The following is a 26,907-nucleotide window of genomic DNA, read 5'->3' on the forward strand; positions in this document are numbered from 1 at the left end:
GGCCGAACGGGTTTTGAGCGCCTGACATCACCGCGGCGAGATTCTCTCAAGAAAGCCCTTGCCCTTACGCCAGTTCGTGCGTAAAGTACGCATCCGCTGCCGGGGACGCATGGCGTCACCAGCGGTGAAAGAGGTTTGCAGGTAATTGTTTTGCTTGAGGTTTTTGAAGTCCGCTTCGGGAATCATCGCTTGACAATCTGGCGCGATTCGCTAGGATACGCCGCACTCCTTACGGAACAGGTGATCGAGCAACGCTCCTCACCGCTTGATGATGCTTAGAGGCAGTCGGCTGACTCATTATCAAGTGCTTGACTTCTCAAGCGTTCCGGGTAGAATATGCCTCCTCGCTTAACAGCGACGCTCTTTAAAAATTTGATCAGGTAATTCGTGTGAGCGCTTGCCGATGAGTGGTGACAAGGTCACCAAATATCGGAGCAAGCCTCTCACGAGAAGTTTGACTCTGAACCAAGTTTGGTCTGCTTAACAGACTATCAAGCTTTCAACTGAAGAGTTTGATCATGGCTCAGATTGAACGCTGGCGGCAGGCTTAACACATGCAAGTCGAGCGGAAACGATCCTAGCTTGCTAGGAGGCGTCGAGCGGCGGACGGGTGAGTAATGCATGGGAATCTGCCCGATAGTGGGGGACAACCTGGGGAAACTCAGGCTAATACCGCATACGTCCTACGGGAGAAAGCAGGGGATCTTCGGACCTTGCGCTATCGGATGAGCCCATGTCGGATTAGCTTGTTGGTGAGGTAATGGCTCACCAAGGCGACGATCCGTAGCTGGTCTGAGAGGATGATCAGCCACACTGGGACTGAGACACGGCCCAGACTCCTACGGGAGGCAGCAGTGGGGAATATTGGACAATGGGCGAAAGCCTGATCCAGCCATGCCGCGTGTGTGAAGAAGGCCTTCGGGTTGTAAAGCACTTTCAGCGAGGAAGAACGCCTTGGGATTAATACTCCCGAGGAAAGACATCACTCGCAGAAGAAGCACCGGCTAACTCCGTGCCAGCAGCCGCGGTAATACGGAGGGTGCAAGCGTTAATCGGAATTACTGGGCGTAAAGCGCGCGTAGGTGGCTAAGTCAGCCAGGTGTGAAAGCCCCGGGCTCAACCTGGGAACGGCATCTGGAACTGCTTGGCTAGAGTGCAGGAGAGGAAGGTAGAATTCCCGGTGTAGCGGTGAAATGCGTAGAGATCGGGAGGAATACCAGTGGCGAAGGCGGCCTTCTGGACTGACACTGACACTGAGGTGCGAAAGCGTGGGTAGCAAACAGGATTAGATACCCTGGTAGTCCACGCCGTAAACGATGTCAACTAGCCGTTGGGTCCCTTGAGGACTTAGTGGCGCAGCTAACGCAATAAGTTGACCGCCTGGGGAGTACGGCCGCAAGGTTAAAACTCAAATGAATTGACGGGGGCCCGCACAAGCGGTGGAGCATGTGGTTTAATTCGATGCAACGCGAAGAACCTTACCTACCCTTGACATCCAGAGGACTTTCCAGAGATGGATTGGTGCCTTCGGGAACTCTGAGACAGGTGCTGCATGGCTGTCGTCAGCTCGTGTTGTGAAATGTTGGGTTAAGTCCCGTAACGAGCGCAACCCCTATCCTTATTTGCCAGCGAGTAATGTCGGGAACTCTAAGGAGACTGCCGGTGACAAACCGGAGGAAGGTGGGGACGACGTCAAGTCATCATGGCCCTTACGGGTAGGGCTACACACGTGCTACAATGGCAAGTACAAAGGGTTGCAATACTGCGAAGTGGAGCCAATCCCATAAAGCTTGCCTCAGTCCGGATTGGAGTCTGCAACTCGACTCCATGAAGTCGGAATCGCTAGTAATCGTGGATCAGAATGCCACGGTGAATACGTTCCCGGGCCTTGTACACACCGCCCGTCACACCATGGGAGTGGACTGCACCAGAAGTGGTTAGCCTAACCTTCGGGAGGGCGATCACCACGGTGTGGTTCATGACTGGGGTGAAGTCGTAACAAGGTAGCCCTAGGGGAACCTGGGGCTGGATCACCTCCTTATCGACACTGTCTACTGCTCGCGGCAAGTGCTCACAACGAATTACCTGATCTTATTGCTGGCTTAGCCGGCAGTGGCAAGCGTGCTCATCAGAGCGCGCTTCTCACTGTTCTCTGAACAGCCGCTCTTTAACAATGTGAATCATGCTGACGATAGATATGTGCGCCAAGCGCATGTCTATCAAACGATATGTCGGAGAGGTCCGACAGATTCGTAATCCTTGACAGACCCCTTGGGGTTATATGGTCAAGCGATTAAGCGCATACGGTGGATGCCTTGGCAGCCAGAGGCGATGAAGGACGTGATAGCCTGCGATAAGCGTTGGCGAGGTGGCAAATACCCTGCGACCCAACGATTTCCGAATGGGGAAACCCACTCACCATCAGGTGAGTATCTATAGGCCAATACATAACCTATAGAGGCAAACCCGGGGAACTGAAACATCTAAGTACCCGGAGGAAAAGAAATCAACCGAGATTCCCCAAGTAGCGGCGAGCGAACGGGGACCAGCCCTTAAGCGTGACAACTGACAGACGAACAAGCTGGGAAGCTTGACGATACAGGGTGATAGTCCCGTAGTCGAAGTCTGAGTCACGTGAAATCGAGTAGGTCGGGGCACGAGAAACCTTGACTGAACATGGGGGGACCATCCTCCAAGGCTAAATACTCCTGGCTGACCGATAGTGAACCAGTACCGTGAGGGAAAGGCGAAAAGAACCCCGGCGAGGGGAGTGAAATAGATCCTGAAACCGTATGCGTACAAGCAGTGGGAGCACCTTCGTGGTGTGACCGCGTACCTTTTGTATAATGGGTCAGCGACTTATATTCTGTGGCGAGCTTAACCGTATAGGGGAGGCGTAGGGAAACCGAGTCTTAACTGGGCGACCAGTCGCAGGGTATAGACCCGAAACCGGGCGATCTATCCATGGCCAGGGTGAAGATTGAGTAACATCAATTGGAGGCCCGAACCCAAGTATGTTGAAAAATGCTGGGATGAGCTGTGGATCGGAGTGAAAGGCTAATCAAGCCCGGAGATAGCTGGTTCTCCTCGAAAGCTATTTAGGTAGCGCCTCACGTATCACCGCTGGGGGTAGAGCACTGTTTCGGCTAGGGGGTCATCCCGACTTACCAACCCGAGGCAAACTCCGAATACCAGTGAGTGCAGCGTGGGAGACACACAGCGGGTGCTAACGTCCGTTGTGAAAAGGGAAACAACCCAGACCGTCAGCTAAGGTCCCAAAATCCTGATTAAGTGGGAAACGATGTGGGAAGGCTCAGACAGCTAGGAGGTTGGCTTAGAAGCAGCCATCCTTTAAAGAAAGCGTAATAGCTCACTAGTCGAGTCGGCCTGCGCGGAAGATATAACGGGGCTAAATCAGGTACCGAAGCTACGGGTTCATCCTCTGGATGAGCGGTAGAGGAGCGTCGTGTAAGCCAATGAAGGTGGATTGAGAAGTCTGCTGGAGGTATCACGAGTGCGAATGCTGACATGAGTAACGATAAGGGGAGTGAAAAACTCCCCCGCCGGAAGACCAAGGTTTTCTGTTCTACGTTAATCGGAGCAGAGTGAGTCGGCCCCTAAGGCGAGGCGGAAACGCGTAGTCGATGGGAAACGGGTTAATATTCCCGTACCGGATGTGGTTGCGATGGGGGGACGAAGAAGGCTAGGTGAGCCAGGCGTTGGTTGTCCTGGTGAAAGCATGTAGGCCGAGGAATCAGGCAAATCCGGTTCCTCTGAGGTCGAGATGCGAGACGAACTGACCACGGTCAGGAAGTCATCGATGCCACGCTTCCAGGAAAAGCCTCTAAGCTTCAGATCACATGCGACCGTACCCCAAACCGACACAGGTGGTCAGGTAGAGAATACCAAGGCGCTTGAGAGAACTCGGGTGAAGGAACTAGGCAAAATGGCACCGTAACTTCGGGAGAAGGTGCACCGGTTCGAGTGAAGGACTTGCTTCGTAAGCTCTTACCGGTCGAAGATACCAGGTGGCTGCAACTGTTTATTAAAAACACAGCACTCTGCAAACGCGCAAGCGGACGTATAGGGTGTGACGCCTGCCCGGTGCCGGAAGGTTAATTGATGGGGTTAGCTCACGCGAAGCTCTTGATCGAAGCCCCGGTAAACGGCGGCCGTAACTATAACGGTCCTAAGGTAGCGAAATTCCTTGTCGGGTAAGTTCCGACCTGCACGAATGGCGTAATGATGGCCACGCTGTCTCCACCCGAGACTCAGTGAAATTGAAATCGCAGTGAAGATGCTGTGTACCCGCGGCTAGACGGAAAGACCCCGTGAACCTTTACTATAGCTTTACACTGGATGCTGATGTTGTCTGTGTAGGATAGCTGGGAGGCTTTGAAACCACGTCGCCAGATGCGGTGGAGCCAACCTTGAAATACCAGCCTGACATCATTGGCGTTCTAACTCAGGTCCGTTATCCGGATCGAGGACAGTGTATGGTGGGTAGTTTGACTGGGGCGGTCTCCTCCTAAAGAGTAACGGAGGAGCACGAAGGTACCCTCAGCACGGTTGGAAATCGTGCATTGAGTGCAAGAGCATAAGGGTGCTTGACTGCGAGACAGACACGTCGAGCAGGTACGAAAGTAGGTTCTAGTGATCCGGTGGTTCTGTATGGAAGGGCCATCGCTCAACGGATAAAAGGTACTCCGGGGATAACAGGCTGATACCGCCCAAGAGTTCACATCGACGGCGGTGTTTGGCACCTCGATGTCGGCTCATCACATCCTGGGGCTGAAGTCGGTCCCAAGGGTATGGCTGTTCGCCATTTAAAGTGGTACGCGAGCTGGGTTTAGAACGTCGTGAGACAGTTCGGTCCCTATCTGCCGTGGGCGTCGGAAGTTTGAGAAGAGCTGCTCCTAGTACGAGAGGACCGGAGTGGACGAACCTCTGGTGTTCGGGTTGTCATGCCAATGGCATTGCCCGGTAGCTACGTTCGGACGGGATAACCGCTGAAAGCATCTAAGCGGGAAGCCCCCTTCAAGATGAGACTTCCCTGAGGCCTTGCGCCTCCTGAAGGGCCCTTGAAGACTACAAGGTTGATAGGCTGGGTGTGGAAGCACAGCAATGTGTTGAGCTAACCAGTACTAATTGCCCGTGAGGCTTGACCATATAACACCCAAGGGGTTTGCTTCGGCAAACGCCGGGATTACGACAGGATCGAGACATATCGGTCAGCATGATTCATATTGCGAGTCGCGAGGCCACAAGCCTCGGGACTCAGGCATCGCAAGATGCCACCGTTTCGCCTGACGACCATAGCGAGCGTGAACCACCCGATCCCATGCCGAACTCGGAAGTGAAACCGCTTAGCGCCGATGGTAGTGTGGAGTTTCTCCATGTGAGAGTAGGTCATCGTCAGGCACTTATCCCGAACCGCCCCTGTAGCCATGCTGCAGGGGCGGTTCTCTTTGTGCTCAAGAAAAGTGGTGCAGAGAGTCCTGCATGCGAATCAGCTGTGGGCGAAAGAAAAGAGCTTTGCCCAAGCAACGTGCACATGACACAAGAAGGCCCCTGTCGATATCTCGACAGGGGCCTTTGTCTTCGGGGCCTTTTATCTTCAGGGCCAGTGAAGTTTCAGTGCGCCATCACATCAGGGCGAGACTTCGTAGAGTTCGATGGGCGTACCGTCAGGGTCTGCCAGGAAGGTGAAGCGGGCGCCGGTGTATTCATCGACACGTATCGGCTCTGGCGTGGCGCCACGCGCGATCAGCAGCTCGACACAGGTATCGATGTCTTCCGTCGCCAGCGCCAGGTGACGAAGCCCACAGGCTTCCGGATAGCTGGGGCGCTCAGGCGGCGAGGGGAAGGAGAACAGCTCCAGCTGGATACCGCCCGGCAGGAGCAGGTCGAGCTTGTAGCTGTCGCGGGCCTCACGATAGGCCTCGTTGATCACCTGCGCATCCATGACCTCGAGATAGAAGCGCCTGGCGCGAGGGTAATCAGCGGTGATCAGCGCCACGTGATGCACCCGCGTCAGAGGCAGGCGGGGTGTCGGGGTAGCGTCTGAAGCCATGGAGAGACTGTCCGTTGTCATGTTGTGCTCCTGCAGAGTGTTCGGTGCGATGAACGGTACGACGGGCTGTGTGATGAGCTGTGTGGATGGGCCGTGCGGCGAGCACCTGAGTGACATCCTGATCAAAGAAGGCGCCCACTGGGCGCCTTCTTTGATTGGAGCAATCACTGGCCAGACCGTGCGCTATCTCAGCGACACAGGGTTTCCAGGGCTTCGATCAGGCTGTCCATTTCGGCATCGGTACCGATGCTGATGCGCAGATAGTCACGCAGTGCGTCGGTGTTGAAGTGGCGCACCAGGATGCCCTGTTCGCGCAGGCCGATGAACAGCTTGCCGGCATCGTGGGTCGGGTGAGTCGCCAGCACGAAGTTGGTCTGCGAGGGCAGGATCTCGAAGCCCAGCGCGGCCATGCGATCGCGCGTCTGCTCGCGCGTGGTGATGACGCGTGTGCGGCACTCATCGAAATAGTCGGGATCACTGAGCGCGGCGACGCCGACCTGTTCGGCCAGGCGATCGATGGGGTAGGAGTTGAAGGAGTCCTTGACGCGCTCCAGACCCTCGATCAGCTCACGCGAGGCCACGGCATAGCCAAGACGAATGCCCGCCAGGCTGCGCGACTTCGAGAAAGTGCCCGTCACGACCAGATTCGGATACTGATGAATCAGCGGGATGGCGCTTTCGCCACCGAAGTCCACGTAGGCCTCGTCGACCAGTACCACGCTCCGCGGATTGCGCTCCAGCAGCGCGGCAATCGCCTTGCGGCCATGGCCATGCCCTGTCGGGGCGTTGGGGTTGGCGAAGATGATGCCGCCATTGTCGTTGCCGAAGGCTTCCAGGTCGACTTCCCAGTTGTCGGTCAGCGCGATGCTGCGCGACTCGATGCCATACATGCGGCAGTAGACCGGGTAGAAGCTGTAGCTGATGGTGGGCAGCAGCAGCGGCTTGTCCTGACGGAAGAATGCCTGGAAGGCCAGCGCCAGCACCTCATCGGAGCCATTGCCGACGAAGACTTCCTCGGCGGCCACATGGAAGGTATCGGCCAGGGCGGCGCGCAGCGAGCTGGAGCTCGGGTCCGGGTAGCGGCGCAGATCAGAGGCATTGAACTCGCGCAGCGTCTGCTCCACGGCGGGCGCCGGCGGGTAGGGGTTCTCGTTGGTGTTCAGCTTGATCAGCTGCTCACGCGGTTGTTCGCCGGGGACGTAGGGGGTCAGGTCGTGGACCTGGGGGCTCCAGTACTTGCTCATGATTTCTCGCCGCTGGTGACAGTGCATGACCCGTGTCATGGATGCTTTTCATGTTGCCCGCTGGATCGTCGCGGTACAAGCACCGGCATGCGCTCTGAGTGAGTCATGAGGGGCATTGGAGCGGTGATTGGAGGCTGTTGCGAAGGTCTGTTGCGAAGGTCTATCGAGGGGGGTGTTGAAAGAAGCCCAGGAGTGGCCGCACGGCGGGCCTCGCCCATTGTTGCCATGCCAGCATTATTCTCGTGCGATGTGCGTGCTTGAAGCAGCGCGTGGTGTGCCGCATGTCATAGGCATGCTTGCCCAGCTCGTGCGACCTTGCACGGTGAGGACGCTGGGTGAAGTCCTGCAATTCAAGGAGTCCCGATGACTGCCAACACCAATGCCCCGTACGCTGACACCCTGCTCGATCCGGTCAAGCTCGGTGATCTGACCCTGCCCAACCGCATCCTGATGGCACCGCTGACACGTGCTCGTACCCCCGACAGCGTGCCCGGTGAGCTTCAGCAGGCCTATTACGGTCAGCGTGCCGGTGCCGGCCTGATCATCAGCGAGGCGACCAACATCTCGCCCACCGCACGTGGCTATGTCTACACGCCGGGCATCTGGACCGATGAGCAGGAAGCGGGCTGGAAGGGCGTCGTCCAGGCGGTGCACGCCAAGGGCGGACGCATGGCGCTGCAGCTGTGGCACGTCGGGCGTGTCTCGCATGAGATGGTGCAGCCGGACGGCCAGCAGCCGGTCGCGCCGAGCGCCCTGCGTGGTGAAGGCGCCCAGTGCTTTGTCGAGTTCGAGGACGGCACCAGCGGACGTCACCCCACCGGTACGCCGCGCGCCCTGGAGACGGACGAGATCCCCCAGCTGATCGAGGACTATCGTCAGGCCGCCGTGCGTGCCAAGCGTGCCGGCTTCGACATGATCGAGGTGCACGCCGCCAACGCCTATCTGCTCAACCAGTTCATGGCCACCGGCACCAATCAGCGCACTGACCAGTACGGTGGCTCGGTCGAGAACCGTGCGCGTCTGACGCTGGAAGTCGTCGATGCCGTCGCCGAAGTCTTCGGCCCTGAGCGTACCGGCATCCGCCTGACGCCCTTCATCGAGATCTTCGGTCTGACCGATGACGAGCCGGAAGAAATGGCCTTCTACATGGCCGAGCAGCTCTCCAGACGTGGCATCGCCTATGTGCACGTCAACGAGCCGGACTGGGCCGGTGGCGATATCAAGTTCAGCGATGACTTCCGTCGTGCCCTGCGCGAGCGCGTCACGGGCGCGCTGATCTTCTGCGGCCATTACGACGGTGAGAGCGCGGCACGCATCATCGATGAGGGCATCGCGGATGCCGTCGCCATCGGGCGCCCGTATATCGCCAACCCGGACCTGGTCGAGCGCATTCGCCTCGGCGCTGAACTCAACGAACAGGACCCGGACACCTTCTACGGTGGTGGCGCCAAGGGTTACACCGACTATCCGTTTCTCGACAATGGCCATGATCGCCGCGGCTGAGGCCGACACGATTTAGCGAATGGTGTTCGATAAACGCCATCGGGGGTGGCCTCTCGGGGCGGATACCCGCTATTCTTGAGCATGGAAGCTTGTGAGCGGGCTGCCTGCCAAAGCGGGTAGACCGCTCGCCGTCGATAGCGCTGATGCTGCTATCGAGTCATCGCCTTAAGGAGGATTCAATGCAGATCAGGACTCTGATGGTGGGAGCCGCGCTGATGGTCGGTCTCGCCGGGTGCGCATCAACGGCCCAGACCAATGACGGTGCCGCTGACAACAGCGCCACCGAGACAGCCAGCGAGCAGGTTGCCGTCTACAAGGGCACCCTGCCGTGTCGTCGTTGCACGGGCATTGACCTCGATGTACGCCTCAAGGGTGCCGAAGAGGCAGCCCAGGATGAGCGTACCTTCAGTCTCGATGCCACCTATCGTGATCATCCGCAGCAGCCGGATCCAGAGCATTACGAAGGCCAGTGGGACGTGCTGTCCGGCACCGTGACGGACCCGAACGCGACCGTCTATGAGCTGACGCCGGACGGCGAAGGCCAGACCTACTACTTCCTGCGTCTGGATGCCCAGACCCTGGAGCTGGTCGACCCGCAGAAGCGTCGCTTCCAGAACGGTGAGACACTGCGCCTCAAGCGCCAGTAAGCGTGCCGTGCGCCACAAGGCGATCGTGAGCACAAGGAAGGCGGCGCAAGCCGCCTTCCTTGTGTCTGGCCGTTGGAAATCCACGGCTGACGACACTCCGCCGCGGCGCCGAGAATCATTTCTTCCCGACAGGATTGTCTGATGGCGAAAGCAAAGAGCGCCTTCGTATGTACCGAATGCGGTAGCGAATTCTCGAAGTGGCAGGGCCAGTGCAGCGGCTGCCGCGAGTGGAACACCCTGCAGGAAATCCGCGTCGGCGCCACGGTATTGCCCGGCGCCGCCCCCGCTGCGGGAGCCGTCGCCGGTGGTGCCGCGCGTAGCGCCAGCAATGGGCGGGGCGGCTACGCCGGCACGCTCAGCGACAACGTGACCGATCTTTCCAATGTCTCGCTGGCCGAAGTGCCGCGCTTCTCCTCGACCTTCGGCGAGTTCGACCGCGTGCTGGGTGGCGGGCTGGTGCCGGGTTCCGCCGTGTTGCTCGGTGGCCACCCGGGGGCCGGCAAGTCGACGCTGCTGCTGCAGACCGCCTGCAAGCTCGCCCAGCACAAGCGCTCACTCTATGTCACTGGCGAGGAATCGCTGTCGCAGGTGGCGATGCGCGCCCATCGTCTGCAGCTGCCGACCCAGGGGCTCAAGATGCTGGCCGAGACCAGCGTCGAGACGATTCTGGCCACCGCCGAGCGCGAGAAGCCCGAGGTGCTGATCATCGACTCCATCCAGACCATGCATCTGGAGGATCTGTCATCCGCGCCGGGGGGTGTCTCGCAGGTGCGTGAGTCTGCCGCCGCGCTGACCCGCTTCGCCAAGCGAACCAATACCGTGCTGCTGCTGGTCGGCCACGTGACCAAGGACGGCTCACTGGCCGGACCCAAGGTGCTGGAGCACATGATCGACGCCTCCCTGCTGCTGGAGGGCGATGGTGATTCGCGCTTCCGCACGCTGCGTGGCCAGAAGAACCGCTTCGGCGCGGTCAACGAGCTGGGCGTGTTCGCCATGGTCGAGCTGGGCTTGAAGGAGGTGAAGAACCCCAGCGCGATCTTCCTGTCGCGCAGCGAGGAGCAATCCTCCGGCAGTCTGGTGATGGTGGTGTGGGAGGGCACGCGACCGATCCTGATCGAAGTGCAGGCCTTGCTGGATGACTCGCCGCTGGGCAATCCACGCCGTGTCGCCGTCGGTCTGGACGGCAATCGCCTGTCGATGCTGCTGGCAGTGCTCAACAAGCATGGCGGCCTGTTCACAGGCGATCAAGATGTCTTCCTGAATGTGGTCGGCGGGGTCAAGGTGCTCGAGACCAGCGCCGACCTCGCGGTGCTGTGTGCGGTGGTCTCCAGCCTGCAGAACCGTCCGCTGCCGCGCGAGCTGGTGGTGTTCGGCGAGGTGGGGCTGTCCGGCGAGATCCGTCCGGTGCCGAGTGGCCAGGAGCGCATCGTCGAGGCCGCCAAGCATGGCTTTACGCGCGCTATCGTGCCCAAGGGCAATGCCCCCAAGAATCCGCCCAAGGGCATGACCATCGTGGCGGTCGACAAGCTGTCCCAGGCGCTGGAAGCCCTGTGACATCTGCGCCTACCGCGTGAGCCTGCCGCACGGGGACATCGTGGTGTGATGTAGCATACAACGAACAAGGCCAGCCTCGCGGCTGGCCTTGTTCGTATGGAGTTTTCTCCGAGCACGAAGCTCAGTCCTGCTTGTCAGTCCTGCTTGTCAGTCCTGCTTGTCAGCCTGACGGGCAGCGTGAGCACAGGCCTTGAGGCGTGAGACCAGGAGCTCGACACCGCGCTCGCGCATCAGTTCTTCATTGCGCCCCGGCACCTCTTCGACATCGCCTGCGTAGGCATTGATGGCGGCTTCGACCGAGCTTTCGCGCAGCAGGTGCAGCATCGGGTAGGGCGAGCGGTTGGTGTAGTTGGCCGCGTCGTCTTCCTCGGTATCCTCGAACACGTATTCCGGGTGGAAGCTGGCCAGCTGATAGATGCCTTCGTAGTCCTGCATCTCGAGCAGCGCCTCGGCGTAGTCGAGCAGCTCGAGGTAGGTATCGAAGTCGCGGAAGCCGTCCTTGAAGATCACCAGCGTCGTCTCGGCGTCGCGATTGGCGTCCAGGTTCAGCAGCTCGTCGCCGAGTGCCTGCAGGCTGCGCTCGAGCCCTGCTCCGGGCACCACGGCATACTGGATGCTGTTGCGTGCCATCTCGCGCGCGGCAAACGGGCACAGATTGTCGGCGATGATGTGCGTCTCGACCCACTGGCGCGTGGCGTCGATGGCCTCGGCTTCGCTGGCATCCAGCGGCGGGGTATAGCCACCCGCCGTCTCGGGAGTCGTGGTATCGGTCGGCGTAGCGTCGGTGGTCATGGCGTCAGGGTCCGCAGCGGTGTCAGGAACGGGTATTGTCACTGCTCGGGCGCGGCATGGCCAGCGCCGTGTCTTCTCGTCTCTCTTCGTGTCTCGTTATCGTGTCTCGTTATCGTGTCTCGTTATCGTGTCTCGTTATCGTGTCTCGTCTCTGTGTTCCGTGATCATGTCTCTTCATCGTCTCTCTTCAACATATCTCTTTCTAGGGAAAGGACCGCAAGGTCACAGGTCGCTGTCGAGCATGTGGCGGCCCTGTTTCATTAGTGATTTCAGCGATAGACTTATCACCGCTGGTTTCAAGCCTGTCCCGAGTACGTTCAGGGGCATTGCGGCTACCGGCTGACGACTTCTTTCCTGCCTCGCCACGGAGATACTTCTTGTCCGCTGATACTCCGCCTCCTTCCTCGCCGCCCCCCGAATCTCCCGAATCTACCGAGACGGCAGAGGGGCCCGAGCACACCAGTGCCGCGGCCTATCGCCTGTCGCGACTGTTGCCCTTTCTCGGCTGGATGCGTCAGCTGTCGCCCGGGGATGCGCGTTCTGACCTGATCGCGGGCCTGAGTGGCGCGGTGCTGGTGCTGCCCCAGGGGGTGGCCTATGCGTTGATCGCCGGCCTGCCACCGGCGCATGGGCTGTATGCCGCCATCGTGGTGGCGATCATCGCCGGTCTGTTCGGCAGTTCGCGGCATATGGTCAGTGGCCCGGCCGCGGCGATCTCGATGGTGGTGTTCGGCACCGTCTCGACCCTGGCCGCGCCGGGCAGTCCCGAATACCTGCCGCTGGTGCTGGCGCTGACCTGCATGGTCGGCATCATCCAGCTGTCGTTGGGGCTGATGCGCATGGGAGCGCTGGTCAATTTCATCTCACACACGGTGGTGATCGGCTTCACCGCCGGCGCCGGGGTCTTGATCGCCACCAGTCAGCTCAAGCACCTGTTCGGCATCGCGCTTGGCGATGCCTCGAGCTTTCTCGGCACCTGGTGGGCGCTGCTCGGGCATCTGGGCGATACCTCGTGGGCCACGTTGATCACGGGACTCAGCACCTTGCTCACGGCCGTGCTGGTTCGGCGGCTGAATCGCAAACTGCCGTGGATGCTGGTGGCGATGGCCGTCGGTTGTGGTGTCGCGGCATTGCTCGGCGGCAGCGCGGCAGGTATCCCGATGGTCGGCGCCCTGTCCGGCAGCCTGCCGCCGTTTTCCCTGCCGCCGCTGGGCTTTGACACCCTGCGCTCGCTGGGCGGGGCGGCCTTCGCGCTGGCGGTGCTCGGCTTGATCGAGGCAGTCTCCATCGCGCGTGCCATCGGCGTGCGCTCGCATCAGCGTATCGACGGCAACCAGGAGTTCATCGGCCAGGGCTTGTCGAATCTGGCGGGCAGTTTCTTCTCGTGCTTTGCCGGTTCCGGCTCCTTCACGCGCTCCGGCGCCAACTATGATGCCGGCGCCCGCACCCCGCTGTCGGTGGTGGTGGCGGCGCTGATCGTGCTGGCGGTACTGCTGCTGGTGCCTGACGTGACCGCGTGGCTGCCGTTGCCTGCGATGGCAGGCCTGATCATGGTGATCGCCGCCAACCTGATCGAAGTCGGTCATATCCGTCAGATTCTGGCCGTCAGCCGCGAAGAGGCGGTGGTGCTGGTGATCACCTTCCTCGCTACTCTGCTGTTGCCGCTGGAGTTCGCCATCTTCGCCGGGGTGCTGGTCTCGCTGGTGCTGTATCTGAACCGCACCTCACGGCCCCGTCTGGTCGAGATGGCGCCAGACCCGGAGCACCCGGAGCTTGGCGTGCGCAATGCCGAGCGTTATCAGCTGGCCCAGTGCCGGGAAGTGGTGATTCTGCGTGTGGATGGTTCGCTGTTCTTCGGGGCGGTCGACCACGTCCAGCGCAAGCTGGCGCGCTATACCGGCAAGCACGTCATTCTGTTGGGCACCGGCTGCAACTTCATCGATATCGCGGGTGCCGAGATGCTCGAGATCGAGCAACGTCGCCTGCGCGATGCCGGCGGCAGTCTCAGCATGTGCGGCTTTCGCATGTACGCGCTGGAAGTGATGGAGCGCGGTGGCTTCCTCGAGCGCATGGGGCGTGAGAACTACTTCCATACCGCCGAGGCGGCGATTGCCTCGCTGCGCGACTCGGTCGCCGAGGCGCATCGTGCCCACGGTGATCAACCCGCTGCCTGCCCAGATTGTCAGCTGTTCGGCCCGGCCGGGATCGGGCCGGGGCAGGGGGTGCGCCTGACGCCACCGTTGGCGTGAAAGCACAAGGCTGGGGGCGGCTGCACGCTTGCGCTAGAATATGGCCCCTTGATGGTGCGGCCAGTCAGCCAGTTGCCGCCCATTGCCTCAATCCTGTTCTGTCTGCCGAGAGATGCCCATGAGTTTGCCCACCGTGGCGGCCAGCTGCGACCTGATTCGCGACGGCCGTCCGTTGATCGATGTGCGCGCGCCGGTCGAATTCGCCGCTGGTGCCTTGCCGGGTGCCGTCAATCTGCCGCTGATGGATGATGAGGAGCGTCATCGCGTCGGGGTGCAGTACAAGCAGGTCGGCCCGGAATCGGCGGTACATCTTGGCCATCAACTGGTCAGCGGCGGGATCAAGCGCGCACGTATCCGCGCCTGGGTCGAGCACGTCGAGCGGCACCCTGACGCGATTCTCTATTGCTTCCGCGGCGGCATGCGTTCCCAGCTCAGTCAGCAGTGGTTGCAGGAAGCGGGGATCGAGCGTCCGCGCATCGAGGGCGGCTGGAAGGCCATGCGTCAGCAGCTCTGTCAGCATATCGATGAGCGTGCCGAGCAGGCCCCGATGCTGTTGATCGGCGGGCTGACCGGCTGCGCCAAGACCGAGCTGATCCATGCGCTGGACAATGGCATCGACCTGGAAGGCTGTGCGCGCCACAAGGGTTCGGCCTTCGGCCGCCATCCCTTCCCGGCGCCGAGCCAGATCGACTTCGAGCACCGCATCGCCGCCGAGATGCTCACGCTTGAGGATGAAGCGCCGACCATCATGGAGGACGAGTCGCGCTTCATCGGCAGCGTCAACATTCCGCTCGCCACCTGGCGCGCGATGGAGCAGGCACCGTTGATCCGCGTCGAAATGCCGCTGGATTGGCGAGTCGTGCAGATTCAGAAGGACTATATCGAGGGGCTGTGGTCCACCTACAGTCGCCACTATGGTGACTTTCTCGGCTGGACCCTGATGCAGCGCCAGCTGCGTCAGGCGCTGCTGCGTCTGCGCAAGCGCCTGGGCAGTGCACGCCTTGCTCGTCTGGTGCGCATGCAGGACATCGCCTTCCAGGAGCACAAGCGCGGCAACCCCATTGCCCATGAAGGCTGGCTGGCGCCGCTGCTCAGCGAGTATTACGACCCGATGTACCGCTATCAGCTCGAGAAGCACGAGCGTACCTTCCTGCACGTCGGCGACTGGGACAACAGCCTTGCCTTCGCGCGTGAGTGGAGCGCCAATCACCGCTGGCAGCGCTGATATCCCTCACGAGCGCCGGTCAGCGCTCACGCATTCAGCCAGTCCACCAGCAGGCGGTCCAGCAGGGCCGCCTGACGATCAAAGCGCTTCGGGTCCTCCAGCAACGCCTCGCGTGACTGCACGCCATTGCCCTCCAGGGGCGCGGGATGGTGGGCAAGGCGGTCCTGCGTGGCCGCCGCATCCATGTGCGGATGGAAGTTGAGCGCCACCACGCGACCCTCATCCCAGCTGAAGCCGGCCACTGGCGTATGCTCGCTGCTGGCCAGCAGCTCGCAGTCTTCCGGCAGTCCGCAGATCTCCTCATGCCACATCAAGGCCTCGAACTCGGCGGGTAGCCCCAGCGGGCACTCGTTGCTGCGCGTCAGCGTGGCCCAGCGACGCTGCGGCACCACGGCGGACGAGACGATCGCCCCCATCTGCTCGGCGATCAGTCGCGCCCCCAGGCCAATCCCCAGCAGCGGGCGATTGCTGTTAAGCGTGCGCCGAATCAACTTGCGCTGCAGGCGCAGCGACTGCTGTTCGGCGGGCGAGGGTGGTTGTGCGGCGCTCGACAGGCGTTGCGGACCATCCAGCACCACCAGCGCATGAAAGTCATCGATGCCCGGCAACGCTTCTCCTGCCAGCGGGAAGCTGGTGTTGAAGCTGTGCCCCATGCCGGAAAGCCAGTCCTTGAGGCGTAGCGGACTCTGCCAGTCATGCGCTAGCGTTGCGGTATCGGCGGCTGAATCTGGTTCAGTGTCAGGGAGTTGCCCCTGATGTATGAAGTAAAGATGCATGGCTTCATCATGCGTGAGCGCCATGTCAGCGTAAAGTCCCCAGTGTCGACATCTCTGTACCTGCATCTCAGAACCTAAATCTCAGTACCTGCACCCAGGCGAACCAGCCGCGACACGACAAGGAGAGAACCGCATGCGGGCCGAACTGCTCGAACAGATCTACACCGTGGTGGCGCAGATTCCCGAAGGGCGCATCACCACCTACGGGCGTATCGCCAAGATGACCGATGGCGCCAGCGCGCGCATGGTCGGCTCGGCGATGCGTCACCTGCCGGATGGCCATCAGTTGCCGTGGCATCGCGTGATCAATGCCTCGCTCAAGGTCACCGAGCACGGCGGGGCAGTGCGCCAGCGGGAAAAGCTGCGCAGCGAAGGCATCCTGTTCGATGGTGCCGGCCGCGTGCCGACGGAGTGCCTGTGGCCCTGAGGCATGCCCCGGCACGGCAGCGCTCGAGCAGGGTCGCGTTCATCCGGCCACGCGCGGGCGCTACCCTTTCGCCTATCCTATCGCATACCCTATAGCGACCTCCGGTGACATCGCGGCTGGCGGAGCCAATACGCCAGCGCGAACGCCGCATATTGAATAGTGAAGTGAGAATAGAGCCGTCATGACTCAGCCTGTATCCGGTTTCCGTGCGCGCCTTGATGCGCTGGCCCCCGTGCGCCGTACTGCCTTCATGGCAGCGCTGACCGAGCGACTCCTGCCCAATGCCGGCTTCTACGCCGAAGCCAATGGCACGGCCAGCGCGCTGGACACCACGCGTGAGCTGCGCAAGCTGCTGGATCTCGTCTGGGAGCAGCTGCGCGTGCGCGATGCCAAGATCGATTTCTCGCTGCAGGCCGAGAAGGTCACCGCCTTCGAGCCCGCCGAGGACGATGACAGCTTCGGCGCGCGCCGCGCACTGGAGGCCGTGATGGCGCTGACCGCCTGCATCGATGTGCTGATCAGCGAAGAGCCGGAAGCCGCGCTCAAGATCAGCCGTCTGTCCGCCGATGGCGTGCGCGCGCTGATCGACCTGCAGGCCGGCGAGGGCATCGAGCAGGAAGCGCTGGAAGCCATGATTCGCGAACATCCGTTGATGATCGATGAGCGTGACTTCCAGGACGCCGTGCTGGAGAGCGTCGAAGCCCCGCAGCTGTCCCGCGATGACTGGCGCGCGCTCAAGCAATTGGGCCGCAATGAAGATGTCAGCAATCTCGGGCTATCCTTGCAGGACTGAGCGGCCCGATTCGGGCCATCCTGGTGCCAGTGATGACTGGCCAGCCGTTGTTGGAGAGACAGATGAGCGACAGCCGTCAGCAGGATTCTTCTCCGATGAACGCAGCGCTGAATGGCGTGATTCAGACGCGTCTGGACGCCATGCGTGAGCGTCTCGCGCAGCCGACGCTGAGCGCGGCGGATGTGCATGCGCTGCGCGTCGACTGCAAGCAGCTGCGCGGCTGGTGGCAACTGCGGCGCGAGTCGCTGGGCAAGTCGGCGGTGAGTGAGCATCAGGCGCGTCCGCGCGCCGTCGCCAAGGCATTGGCCGGGCCGCGCGAGGCGCACATGCTGCGCAAGACGCATGGTCGCGCCTACGCCTGGGTGGATGAGCGCAGTCAGCGCCTGCTGGATGCGCTGCGTCCGGGGCTGACCAGTGCCGCGCTGAGCGAGCCCGAAGGCGAGCTGGATCACGCGCCGCTCGAGACGCTGCTGAGCGAAGAGCGGGCGGCCTGGCAGGCGGCACTGCTGACGGTGGAGGAGCTCAACATCGGGCTGGAATTCAGCCGTCATCGCATCAGCAAGCTTGCGGCGCAGGTGGCCAACAAGCGTGAGATCGAGACGTCTCACCGGCTGCGCAAGTGGGTCAAGTACCGCATGTTCCAGCTGGCACTGGCGCACGAGGCGCTGGGTGAGGCAGCCGCGCGGGAGCTCGAGTCACCGAGTCACGGACGGCGCCGCGAGCCGGAACTGCTCGACAAGGCGGCCGCGCGGCTGGGCAATCAACATGACCTGGCGGAGCTGGCGCTGTGGGTCGGGGAGCGCGTGATGCTGCCCGCCGCCGAGAAGCATCTGGTCGCGGACATCATGACGCTTGCCGACCAGCGTCTCGCGCAGGCGCTCAAGCCACTGAAGAAGCTGGGCTACGTCTGAGCGCTGTTCTCGCCTGAACCGAAGTTGCGTCTCTGCAGACACGAACGCCGCCATTCCCTGAGGAAATGGCGGCGTTCGCGTTTCTGCCTGAACTACCTGCGGCTGCGCTTACAGGCGCATCTCGATACCGCGTGCGGCCATATGCGCCTTGGCCTGGGGGATCGTGTACTCGGCGAAGTGGAAGATGCTGGCGGCCAGCACCGCATCCGCACCGCCTTCGAGCACGCCATCCACCAGATGGTCGAGGGTGCCGACACCGCCGGAGGCGATCACCGGCACGCTGACGGCGTCGGAGATGGCGCGTGTCACACCGAGATCGAAACCGGCCTTGGTGCCATCGCGGTCCATGCTGGTCAGCAGCAGTTCACCGGCGCCCAGCTCGACCATCTTCTTCGCCCACTCGACGGCGTCGAGTCCGGTCGGCTTGCGGCCACCGTGGGTGAAGATCTCCCAGCGCGGTGTCTCGCCGTCCTGGCTGACGCGCTTGGCGTCGATGGCGACCACGATGCACTGGCTGCCGAAGCGTTCCGCGGCTTCACGCACGAAGTCCGGGTTGAACACGGCCGCGGTGTTGATCGAGACCTTGTCCGCGCCGGCGTTCAGCATGGTGCGAATGTCTTCACAGGTGCGGATGCCGCCACCCACCGTCAGCGGGATGAACACCTCACCGGCGATGCGCGACACCATGTCGACCGTGGTGCCACGGTTGTCGACGCTGGCGGTGATGTCGAGGAAGGTGATCTCGTCGGCGCCTTGCTCGTTGTAGCGCTTGGCGACCTCGACCGGGTCACCGGCATCGCGGATACCGACGAAGTTGACGCCCTTCACGACACGACCGGCGTCGACGTCCAGACACGGGATGATGCGTTTGGCGAGTGCCATGATCGCTCCCCTCAGGCCTTGCGGCCGGTGATGGAGTCGGACAGCGCCTGCGCTTCGGCGATGTCCAGGCTGCCTTCATAGATGGCGCGGCCGGTGATGGCACCGAGGATGCCCTGATCGGCCACTTCGGCCAGGCCACGGATGTCATCCAGGTTGGTCACGCCGCCGGACGCGATCACCGGGATACCGCCTTCGCGGGCCAGTGCCACGGTGGCTTCGATGTTGACGCCCTGCATCATGCCGTCGCGGGCGATGTCGGTGTAGACGATGGAGGACACGCCGTCGTTGGCGAAGCGCTTGGCCAGCTCGGTGGCCTTGATGGTGGAGACTTCAGCCCAGCCATCGGTGGCCACGAAGCCGTCACGCGCATCGAGACCGACGATGATGCGGCCCGGGAAGGCGCGGCACATCTCGGCGACGAAGGCCGGTTCCTTCACGGCCTTGGTGCCGATGATGACCTGACCGACGCCGGCTTCCAGATAGTGCTCGATGGTCGCGGCATCACGGATGCCACCACCGATCTGGATCGGCAGCTCCGGGTAGGCGCGGGCGATGCGTGTCACGGCGTCGCCATTGACCGGCTTGCCTTCGAAGGCACCGTTGAGATCGACCAGATGCAGACGACGGCCACCGGCCTCGACCCAGCGCGCGGCCATGGCCAGCGGGTCATCGCCGTAGTTGGTGGAGTCTTCCATGCGGCCTTGCTTCAGGCGTACGCACTGACCGTCCTTGAGATCGATCGCGGGGATTACCAGCATGTCGGGTGTCCTCTCGGCGTGTCTGGGCACGCCTGTATTGTCGTCGGTATATCGAAGGCGGATGTATCGGCGTCCGTCACGCGAGACAGACGCCGAGGGTCACGCGGGCGAGCCTTCAGGGCTGCCAGCGGACGAAATTCTCGAGCAGCTTGAGGCCGGCGGCCGCGCTCTTCTCCGGGTGGAACTGCACCGCGAACAGGCTGCCCTCACCGATGGCGACGTGCGCCTCGGCACCGGCGTAGCGCGTGGCACCGTAGACCTTGGAGCGCTCGCTGGCCGACACATAGAAGCTGTGCACGAAGTAGAAGCGCGAGTTGTCCTCGATGCCCTCCCACAGCGCGTGGCCCTGGGTGTGCGCGACATGGTTCCAGCCCATGTGCGGCACCTTGAGGCGCTGGCCGTGCTCGTCCAGCTGCTGGTCATCGAAGCGTTTCACGTCGCCCTTGAAGTAGGCGAGGCAATCGATGCCACCGTTCTCTTCGCTGCGCTCCATCAGCATCTGCTGACCGACGCACACGCCCAGCAGCGGCTTGCTGTGGTTGCTCAGCAGCTCGCCGACCAGACCGCGCAGCTCGGCGCGTTCAAGCTCGCCCATGCAGTCACGGATGGCGCCCTGACCGGGCAGCACCACGCGAGTGGCACCGCGGATGGCGCGCGGGTCGCTGGTGATCACGACATTCTCGTCGGCCACGTGCTCAAGCGCCTTGGCGACGGAGTGCAGGTTGCCCATGCCATAGTCGATGACGGCAATCGTCATGTCTTTCTCCCGAAGGCCGGAGGCAGGCTCCGGCGCTGGATGTCAGGCGTCTGGCGCCCGGATCATTCGTTTACAGCGAGCCCTTGGTGGAGGCGATACGGCCTCCCATGCGCTCGTCCTCTTCCACTGCCATGCGCACGGCACGACCGAAGGCCTTGAAGATGGTCTCGGCCTGGTGGTGGGCATTGAAGCCCTTGAGGTTGTCGATATGCAGGGTGGCGCCAGCGTGATTGACGAAGCCCTGGAAGAATTCCCAGAACAGCTGGGTATCGAAGCGACCGATGTTGCCGCGGGTGAACTCGCACTGCATGAACAGGCCCGGACGACCGGAGAAGTCGATCACCACGCGAGACAGGGCTTCATCCAGCGGCACGTAGGCATGGCCGTAACGGCGAATGCCGGCCTTGTTGCCCAGCGCCTGCGCGAAGGCCTGACCCAGGGTGATGCCGATGTCCTCGACGGTGTGGTGGTCATCGATATGCAGGTCGCCATCGCAGTCGACCTCGATGTCGATCACGCCGTGACGGGCGATCTGGTCCATCATGTGTTCGAGGAAGGGCACGCCAGTGTTGGCGCTCAGCTTGCCTTCACCGTCCAGATTGATGCGGACCCGGATCTTGGTTTCCGAGGTGTTGCGATGAACTTCGGCGATACGCTCTACCATGATGTCTCTCCAGCGGTCGGTGACGCCATCAGCGGCTTCGGGGTCGATGGGGTCTGGGCGCAGTCTGGGGCCTTTGGTAAGAGAGGCGTGTGTCCAGTCCGGCCGGGAAGTGCGCATCATGTGGTTATTGTCATGTGATGTCGCAATCGAAATCGTGATCAGGGCATTGACGACGGCAGAGAGCCGTCGGCGGGGCGCTTGATCGGCGGCAGGCGCGTCGTCTTTGTGCCTGCCCGACCCGTCATTATAGAGAAAGGACAATGGCATCCGCTACAATGGCGGGCATTCATATCGCGGGCGAGGATCTCACCATGCCGGTCACTCTTCAGATGATCGATCACGCACGCTGGCAAACCGATGAGCAAGTCCGTATCGATCTGTCGCGTATCTATCACGAAGCCCCCAGTGAGCGTCTCCCGCTCGCCCCGGATGACTTCATTCAGGCCAATCTCGCCGCGGGACACCGCTTCTGCAGCGCCTTCTTCAACGATCGTCATATCGGCGCGCTACTCTGCGAGGATGAAGGCGATGCCTGGAAGATCAGCCATTGCTGCGTGCGCAAGAGCACGCGTCGACGCGGTGTCGGTACGCGCCTGATGGCGCTGCTGTCACTGGAAGCGGCCAGTGCCCAGCGTCTGCTGGTCGTGCCGAGTCAGGGATTGACCCTGGCCGACGAGCTGCTGGTATCACGTCTGGGCTATGTGCGAGACCCCGCCCGCGACGGCTTCGTGCTGGCGCAGGAGTGAACCCGGTCGTTGCCGGATGCGGAACTGACGTCAACGCGACCTGTCCACCGGCTGTGTCATCATCATTTCTGTCTTGAGGCTGTCTCGCTGTGCGGGAGGATGGCGCGCAGCGCTCGAGCTAGATGATGAGCGGGAGAAAAGGCATCGCCTGATGCCACGAGTCCCCAGCGCCATTCCATGTGCTGCCCTCTGGAGTGAGGGCACCGTAGCAATTCTCATCGTGTCAAAGGGAGGACGCAGATGAAAGCACTGTTCAGAGCCTTGCTGGCCATCGTCGGAGTACTGGCGTTGGTGGTCGTGGCAGGGGTGATCTATGTCACCACCTTCCTCGATCCGAATGATCTCAAGCCGCGACTGGTCAAGGCGGTCAAGGACCAGGCGGGGCTGGAACTGGCCCTGAACGGCCCGCTGGACTGGTCCTTCTATCCGCGTCTCGGCGTCAGTGTCGAGGACGCCGAAGCCTGGCTGCCGGAGCAGGAACGTGACCAGTCACCGTTTGCCTCCTTTACCCGCGCGGAAGTCGGCGTGTCCTTCACGCCACTGCTGAGCGGTGAGGTCGAAGTCGAAGGCGTCTTCCTCGACGGCCTCAAGCTGGCGCTCGAGCGTGATGCACAGGGGCGTGGCAACTGGGAAAGCCTGCTCGAGCATGCGGCGACGGCCGCCGACAGTGGCGCGGCGGATGAAGCGCTGCCGCCGGCCAAGAGCGCCGGTGTGGCGCTGGCGGATGACACGACGCCGTCGGTGCAGAATGGCGCCGGCAGCATGGCGGTCAATCTCGATATCGCCTCGGTGCAGGTCACCAATGGTCAGATCGCCTATCAGGACGCGGCCAGCGGACTCGACATGACGCTCAACGATGTGGCGTTGACGTCCTCCAACGTCAGCCCCGACAAGGCCTTCCCGGTCGAGCTGTCGTTCGTGGCCGATGGGCGTGAGCCGGAGCTTCAGAGCACCGTCAGCCTCGATGGCAAGGTGGCGCTGGACCTGCAGGGCGGCCGTCATGTGCTGTCCGGCGTGAGCCTGGATACCACCACGCGCATGCCGTCGCTGGGTGACAAGGATCAGAGCGTGGCGCTGGACATCGATACCCTGACGCTGGACACCGACAAGCAGCTGTATCTGGCCGATGGCGCCGAGCTGGACGCGACGCTCCATCAGGCCGCGCTGGGTGACAAGGCCCTGCCGCTGAAAGCCACCTTCGGTGCCGAAGCGGACCTGGCGGCGGGCACGGCGAATCTCGAGAACCTGCTGCTGACCTCCGGCAGTGACCTGCGCCTCAGCGGGGCGCTCAAGGCCAAGGACATCACCGGCGATGCGCTCAGCTATTCCGGCCAGTTCAAGCTGGCACCGCTGTCGCCCAAGGCGTGGATGACGCGTGTCGGCATGGAAGCGCCGCAGACTGCCAAGAGCAGCGCGCTGACCTCGCTGGCCTTCTCCAGCCCGTTCAAGGGCGACATGTCGCAGGTGCAGCTGACCAACCTGGTGATGGCGCTGGATGACACCACCATCAACGGGCGCCTCGGCTCGTCCTTCGATGCCTCGCAGATCACCTTCGATCTGGATGTCGACGCGCTCAATCTCGATGACTACCTGGCACCGGCGGGCGCAGACGAGAAGACGGCAAGCCTGGGGGAAGCGCTCACGGCGGGCGTGATCGCGCCGGTCTATGCGGCCGATGGTGACGCGGAGCTGCTGCCGGTGGCATTGCTCAAGACGCTGGGTCTTCAGGGGCAGCTGGATATCGGCACACTGATCGCCTCGGGTCTCGAGATGAGCAAGGTGACCGCCAAGCTGTCCGGTCAGCCGGGCGTACAGCAGCTCGATAGCCTGACGGCCAGCCTCTATGGCGGCTCGCTGGCGGCCAATGCACGCATCGACAGCCGCAAGACACCGCTGAGCATGAGCTTCGGCGAGAAGCTGACCAATCTGGATATCGCGCCGTTCCTCAAGGCGCTGGCGCCGGAGCAGAAGGACATCCTGCGCGGTCGCCTGACGCTCAATGGTGACTACACCACCAGCACCAATCAGATCGACAGCATCAAGCGCAATCTGAACGGCAAGGGCAACTTCGAGATTCGCAATGGCGAGGTGCTCGACGTCAATATCTCCAGGGAGATGTGCACTGCCGTGGCGACGCTGAGTGGCAAGACCTCCTCACGTGAATGGAAGGCCAATACGCCGCTGGAGCGCGCTCAGGGCAGCTTCACGGTCACCAATGGCGTGATCAGCAATCAGGATCTCGCCCTGGCGATCCCGGGCATCGCGCTGGACGGCAAGGGCCAGCTCAACCTGCCGACCGAGGCCTTCGACTACAACGTGGCGGCGCGCTTCATCGAGGGCGCGGATGACGCGGCCTGTGAGGTCAATCCGCGTCTGATCAAGCTGCGCTTCCCGGTGCAGTGTCAGGGCAACCTGAGCGGTGAGCCGGGCGAGTGGTGTGGCTTCGATCAGAAAGGCTTCCAGAGTGCCGCAGCGGAACTGGCCAAGGATGAAGCCAAGCGCAAGGCGGGCGAGAAGGTCAGCGAGAAGCTGGATGAGAAGCTCGACGAAGATACCCGCAAGAAGATCGACGACAAGCTGGGCGAAGGCGCCAGCGACAAGCTGAAGGGCGCGATTCAGGGGCTGTTCAACTGATCACGCGCTCCTTTCGCAGCAAGACCGGCACGCCAGCTCCTCGGGGCTGGCGTGCTGCCGTTTGAGCCCAGGCCATGGCGTCGACCATGGCGCGAGCAGAGGAAGTTTTGATGGCGCGACCTGACACTGCTGCCACGCCAGACGTGACAGCTCCCGAGAGCCACGCCACACCCGGCTTTGAAGACATCGCCCTGAGCCCCGAGGCGTTTCAGGCGCGCGTGTTCGACTGGTTCGATGAGCATGGCCGCAAGCATCTGCCCTGGCAGGAGAACACCACGCCGTATCGCGTCTGGGTCTCGGAGATCATGCTCCAGCAGACCCAGGTCGCGACGGTGTTGCCGTACTATGCCCGCTTCATGGAGCGCTTCCCGGATGTCGCGGCGCTGGCGGCGGCGGACATCGATGACGTGCTGCACCTGTGGACGGGCCTTGGCTACTACGCGCGGGCGCGCAATCTGCACAAGGCCGCGCAGCATGTCGTGAATGAGCACGACGGTGCCTTCCCGGTCGAGAGTGTCGAGGCACTGTCGGCCTTGCCGGGCATCGGGCGTTCGACCGCCGGGGCGATCATCAGCATCAGCACCGGACAGCGGGCGCCGATCCTCGATGGCAACGTCAAGCGCGTGCTGGCACGCCTGCATGCCGTGGAGGGCTGGCCGGGACGTCCGGCGGTGGAGCGCAAGCTGTGGACGCTGGCGGAGCGCTACACGCCGCAGGTGCGGCTGGCGGACTGGACCCAGGCGATGATGGATCTCGGAGCCACCCTGTGCACGCGCGGCAGCAAGCCCGATTGCGCGCGTTGCCCCTTCGAGGAGGTCTGCGTGGCGCATGCGCGTGGCGAAGAGAAGCGCTTCCCCGAGAGCAAGCCCAAGAAGACCATACCGACGCGTCAGACGCTGATGTTGCTGGTCAGTGATGAGGCGGGGAAGATCCTGCTGGAACGCCGTCCGCCGACGGGCATCTGGGGCGGCCTGTGGGCGCCGCCACTGGTCGAGGATCGCGAGGCCGCGCGGGAATGGGTCGCCCGCGAAGCCCGCGGCGCCCATCTGGAGGCGCCACTGGCAAGTTTCGAGCATGTCTTCAGCCACTTCCGGCTGACCATCACGCCACAGCCGGTACAGCTGGGGGAGGCAGGGCTTGCGTCAGCTGTACCGGCCGAGAGCGTCAACGAGTCAGCCGCCGACCGCCGCTTCGTCGACCCTGCCGCGCCGGACGCCGTGGGCCTGCCGGCGCCGGTCAAGGCGCTGCTGGCGCGCTGCACGGATGATCTGTTCGGCCTGTGAGGCCTTGTCGGCGTCGGCATCGGCAGCACGTCTGGGGCAAAGCGGCTCAAGCGTGCGAGAATGAGGCAACAGTAAAGGCGTCTGGCGAAGGCTCGACGCTCATCCGCACTGACATCCAGTTCTCTTACGGAGTTACCCATGCGCACCGTACATTGCCGCAAGTATGACCAGGACCTGCCGGGTCTCGATTTTCCGCCGCTGCCGGGCGAGAAGGGCCAGGACATCTGGTCCAACGTCTCGAAGCAGGCATGGGAAGAGTGGCAGGCGCTGCAGACGCGTCTGATCAACGAGAAGCACCTCAACATGATGGATGCCGACAGCCGTCGCTATCTGATGGAGCAGATGGATCGCTTCTTCAACAACCAGGAGACGGACCAGGCCGAAGGTTTCGTGCCGACGGACGCCGCCGCCAAGGGCGAATCGCAGGGCGGACAGGGCTACGAAGTCTGAGTGGCCGGCGAGGACGGCGGAAGGCGAATTACGACGCCAAATTCTTGATAAGCAAGGGTTGACGTCGGGAAAGGTTTTCTATTTAATACGTCCTCGTTGGCAAGGGCCAGATAGCTCAGTTGGTAGAGCAGGGGATTGAAAATCCCCGTGTCGGCGGTTCGATTCCGTCTCTGGCCACCAAGTGTTGGGGTATAGCCAAGTGGTAAGGCACCGGTTTTTGGTATCGGCATTCCCAGGTTCGAGTCCTGGTACCCCAGCCAGCTGACATGCAGTAACGTAGTAAGAAGACTCATATCATGAGTTCTTTGTGCCGGCTTAGCTCAGTTGGTAGAGCAACTGACTTGTAATCAGTAGGTCGAGGGTTCGACTCCTTTAGCCGGCACCATCTTCAGGCTTCTGTAGATGAGCGAAGAACACACGATATAGAGGTCGCCTTGGCGGCTTTTTTTGTGTCTTCAGGTTGGCCAGATAGCTCAGTTGGTAGAGCAGGGGATTGAAAATCCCCGTGTCGGCGGTTCGATTCCGTCTCTGGCCACCAA

20 protein-coding genes, 4 tRNA genes and 3 rRNA genes are annotated in these 26,907 nt (G+C 62.0%); 19 read left to right on the forward strand and 8 right to left on the reverse strand.

Annotated elements, in window-relative coordinates; genetic code table 11:
* Positions 1 to 500 precede the first annotated feature (500 nt).
* The 3 genes from CLAM6_RS01025 (at position 501) to rrf (ending at position 5,421) form a co-directional block, all read left to right on the forward strand.
* Positions 501 to 2,041, forward strand: a 16S ribosomal RNA gene (locus CLAM6_RS01025).
* 242 nt (positions 2,042 to 2,283) lie between these two features.
* Positions 2,284 to 5,169 (forward strand): 23S ribosomal RNA (locus tag CLAM6_RS01030).
* A 136-nt stretch (positions 5,170 to 5,305) separates the two neighbouring features.
* Positions 5,306 to 5,421: ribosomal RNA gene (gene rrf / locus CLAM6_RS01035) — 5S ribosomal RNA — on the forward strand.
* The 16S, 23S and 5S rRNA genes sit together here, the layout of an rRNA operon.
* A 229-nt stretch (positions 5,422 to 5,650) precedes the next feature.
* Here the strand turns inward: rrf and gloA2 are convergent.
* Positions 5,651 to 6,094, reverse strand: coding sequence for an SMU1112c/YaeR family gloxylase I-like metalloprotein (gene gloA2 / locus CLAM6_RS01040; RefSeq protein WP_225347480.1), 444 nt, complete (start codon positions 6,092 to 6,094; stop codon positions 5,651 to 5,653).
* Positions 6,095 to 6,261: 167 nt separating this feature from the next.
* Positions 6,262 to 7,317, reverse strand: a complete 1,056-nt coding sequence (gene hisC, locus CLAM6_RS01045; protein ID WP_043336763.1) for a histidinol-phosphate transaminase — start codon at positions 7,315 to 7,317, stop codon at positions 6,262 to 6,264.
* Positions 7,318 to 7,680: 363 nt separating this feature from the next.
* Here hisC and CLAM6_RS01050 point away from each other — a divergent pair, with 363 nt between their 5' ends.
* The 3 genes from CLAM6_RS01050 (at position 7,681) to radA (ending at position 11,021) form a co-directional block, all read left to right on the forward strand.
* Positions 7,681 to 8,820, forward strand: a complete 1,140-nt coding sequence (locus CLAM6_RS01050; protein WP_043336747.1) for an alkene reductase — start codon at positions 7,681 to 7,683, stop codon at positions 8,818 to 8,820.
* A gap of 179 nt (positions 8,821 to 8,999) precedes the next feature.
* On the forward strand, positions 9,000 to 9,467 hold the full coding sequence (locus CLAM6_RS01055) for a copper resistance protein NlpE N-terminal domain-containing protein (protein WP_043336742.1): 468 nt from the start codon (positions 9,000 to 9,002) through the stop codon (positions 9,465 to 9,467).
* Between the two features lie 141 nt (positions 9,468 to 9,608).
* Positions 9,609 to 11,021, forward strand: a complete 1,413-nt coding sequence (gene radA / locus CLAM6_RS01060; protein WP_043336740.1) for a DNA repair protein RadA — start codon at positions 9,609 to 9,611, stop codon at positions 11,019 to 11,021.
* Between the two features lie 147 nt (positions 11,022 to 11,168).
* On the opposite strand, the gene CLAM6_RS01065 is transcribed toward radA, so the two are convergent.
* Positions 11,169 to 11,813 carry a DUF1415 domain-containing protein gene (locus CLAM6_RS01065; RefSeq protein WP_084589637.1) on the reverse strand — a complete coding sequence of 215 codons (645 nt, stop codon included), beginning with the start codon at positions 11,811 to 11,813 and terminating at the stop codon, positions 11,169 to 11,171.
* Between the two features lie 377 nt (positions 11,814 to 12,190).
* On the opposite strand from CLAM6_RS01065, the gene CLAM6_RS01070 reads away from it, so the two are divergent.
* Both CLAM6_RS01070 and mnmH read left to right on the forward strand, forming a co-directional pair.
* Positions 12,191 to 14,062, forward strand: coding sequence for a SulP family inorganic anion transporter (locus CLAM6_RS01070; protein ID WP_153635077.1), 1,872 nt, complete (start codon positions 12,191 to 12,193; stop codon positions 14,060 to 14,062).
* A 118-nt stretch (positions 14,063 to 14,180) separates the two neighbouring features.
* Complete coding sequence (gene mnmH, locus CLAM6_RS01075) at positions 14,181 to 15,287, forward strand: tRNA 2-selenouridine(34) synthase MnmH (protein WP_043336739.1); 1,107 nt, start codon at positions 14,181 to 14,183, stop codon at positions 15,285 to 15,287.
* A 26-nt stretch (positions 15,288 to 15,313) separates the two neighbouring features.
* Here mnmH and CLAM6_RS01080 read toward each other — a convergent pair whose 3' ends face one another.
* The gene (locus CLAM6_RS01080) at positions 15,314 to 16,063 is read right to left on the reverse strand and encodes a type 1 glutamine amidotransferase (protein WP_084589638.1); all 750 of its coding nucleotides are present in this window, start codon (positions 16,061 to 16,063) and stop codon (positions 15,314 to 15,316) included.
* A 133-nt stretch (positions 16,064 to 16,196) separates the two neighbouring features.
* Here CLAM6_RS01080 and CLAM6_RS01085 point away from each other — a divergent pair, with 133 nt between their 5' ends.
* From CLAM6_RS01085 to CLAM6_RS01095, 3 genes are all read left to right on the forward strand, one after another.
* Complete coding sequence (locus CLAM6_RS01085) at positions 16,197 to 16,490, forward strand: MGMT family protein (protein ID WP_043336737.1); 294 nt, start codon at positions 16,197 to 16,199, stop codon at positions 16,488 to 16,490.
* Positions 16,491 to 16,671: 181 nt separating this feature from the next.
* Positions 16,672 to 17,283 carry a YjaG family protein gene (locus CLAM6_RS01090; RefSeq protein ID WP_043336733.1) on the forward strand — a complete coding sequence of 204 codons (612 nt, stop codon included), beginning with the start codon at positions 16,672 to 16,674 and terminating at the stop codon, positions 17,281 to 17,283.
* A gap of 62 nt (positions 17,284 to 17,345) precedes the next feature.
* Entirely contained in the window at positions 17,346 to 18,194 is an 849-nt protein-coding gene (locus CLAM6_RS01095) for a CHAD domain-containing protein (protein ID WP_167333715.1), read from the forward strand.
* Positions 18,195 to 18,302: 108 nt separating this feature from the next.
* Here the strand turns inward: CLAM6_RS01095 and hisF are convergent, their stop codons facing one another.
* The 4 genes from hisF to hisB form a co-directional block, all read right to left on the reverse strand.
* Positions 18,303 to 19,076, reverse strand: coding sequence for an imidazole glycerol phosphate synthase subunit HisF (gene hisF, locus CLAM6_RS01100; protein ID WP_043336726.1), 774 nt, complete (start codon positions 19,074 to 19,076; stop codon positions 18,303 to 18,305).
* Positions 19,077 to 19,087: 11 nt separating this feature from the next.
* The gene (hisA, locus tag CLAM6_RS01105) at positions 19,088 to 19,834 is read right to left on the reverse strand and encodes a 1-(5-phosphoribosyl)-5-[(5-phosphoribosylamino)methylideneamino]imidazole-4-carboxamide isomerase (RefSeq protein WP_043336722.1); all 747 of its coding nucleotides are present in this window, start codon (positions 19,832 to 19,834) and stop codon (positions 19,088 to 19,090) included.
* 115 nt (positions 19,835 to 19,949) lie between these two features.
* A complete protein-coding gene (gene hisH, locus CLAM6_RS01110; protein ID WP_043336718.1) occupies positions 19,950 to 20,591 on the reverse strand; it encodes an imidazole glycerol phosphate synthase subunit HisH in 642 nt (213 codons plus the stop codon).
* A 70-nt stretch (positions 20,592 to 20,661) separates the two neighbouring features.
* Complete coding sequence (hisB, locus tag CLAM6_RS01115) at positions 20,662 to 21,255, reverse strand: imidazoleglycerol-phosphate dehydratase HisB (RefSeq protein ID WP_043336716.1); 594 nt, start codon at positions 21,253 to 21,255, stop codon at positions 20,662 to 20,664.
* A 260-nt stretch (positions 21,256 to 21,515) separates the two neighbouring features.
* On the opposite strand from hisB, the gene CLAM6_RS01120 reads away from it, so the two are divergent.
* The 8 genes from CLAM6_RS01120 (at position 21,516) to CLAM6_RS01155 (ending at position 26,906) form a co-directional block, all read left to right on the forward strand.
* Positions 21,516 to 22,001, forward strand: a complete 486-nt coding sequence (locus CLAM6_RS01120; RefSeq protein ID WP_225347481.1) for an acetyl-CoA sensor PanZ family protein — start codon at positions 21,516 to 21,518, stop codon at positions 21,999 to 22,001.
* Between the two features lie 240 nt (positions 22,002 to 22,241).
* Positions 22,242 to 24,635: an AsmA family protein gene (locus CLAM6_RS01125; protein WP_043336713.1), complete on the forward strand. Its 2,394-nt coding sequence runs from the start codon at positions 22,242 to 22,244 to the stop codon at positions 24,633 to 24,635.
* A 110-nt stretch (positions 24,636 to 24,745) separates the two neighbouring features.
* Entirely contained in the window at positions 24,746 to 25,918 is a 1,173-nt protein-coding gene (mutY, locus tag CLAM6_RS01130; RefSeq protein WP_084589635.1) for an A/G-specific adenine glycosylase, read from the forward strand.
* Positions 25,919 to 26,056: 138 nt separating this feature from the next.
* On the forward strand, positions 26,057 to 26,368 hold the full coding sequence (locus CLAM6_RS01135) for an oxidative damage protection protein (protein WP_052384882.1): 312 nt from the start codon (positions 26,057 to 26,059) through the stop codon (positions 26,366 to 26,368).
* Positions 26,369 to 26,472: 104 nt separating this feature from the next.
* A tRNA-Phe gene (locus tag CLAM6_RS01140) sits at positions 26,473 to 26,548 on the forward strand.
* A gap of 5 nt (positions 26,549 to 26,553) precedes the next feature.
* A tRNA-Gln gene (locus CLAM6_RS01145) sits at positions 26,554 to 26,628 on the forward strand.
* 49 nt (positions 26,629 to 26,677) lie between these two features.
* A tRNA-Thr gene (locus tag CLAM6_RS01150) sits at positions 26,678 to 26,753 on the forward strand.
* A 77-nt stretch (positions 26,754 to 26,830) separates the two neighbouring features.
* A tRNA-Phe gene (locus tag CLAM6_RS01155) sits at positions 26,831 to 26,906 on the forward strand.
* The last annotated feature ends 1 nt before the right edge of the window (position 26,907 follow it).

This window comes from Cobetia sp. AM6 (assembly GCF_009617955.1).
GTDB classification, from domain to species: Bacteria; Pseudomonadota; Gammaproteobacteria; order Pseudomonadales; family Halomonadaceae; genus Cobetia; species Cobetia amphilecti.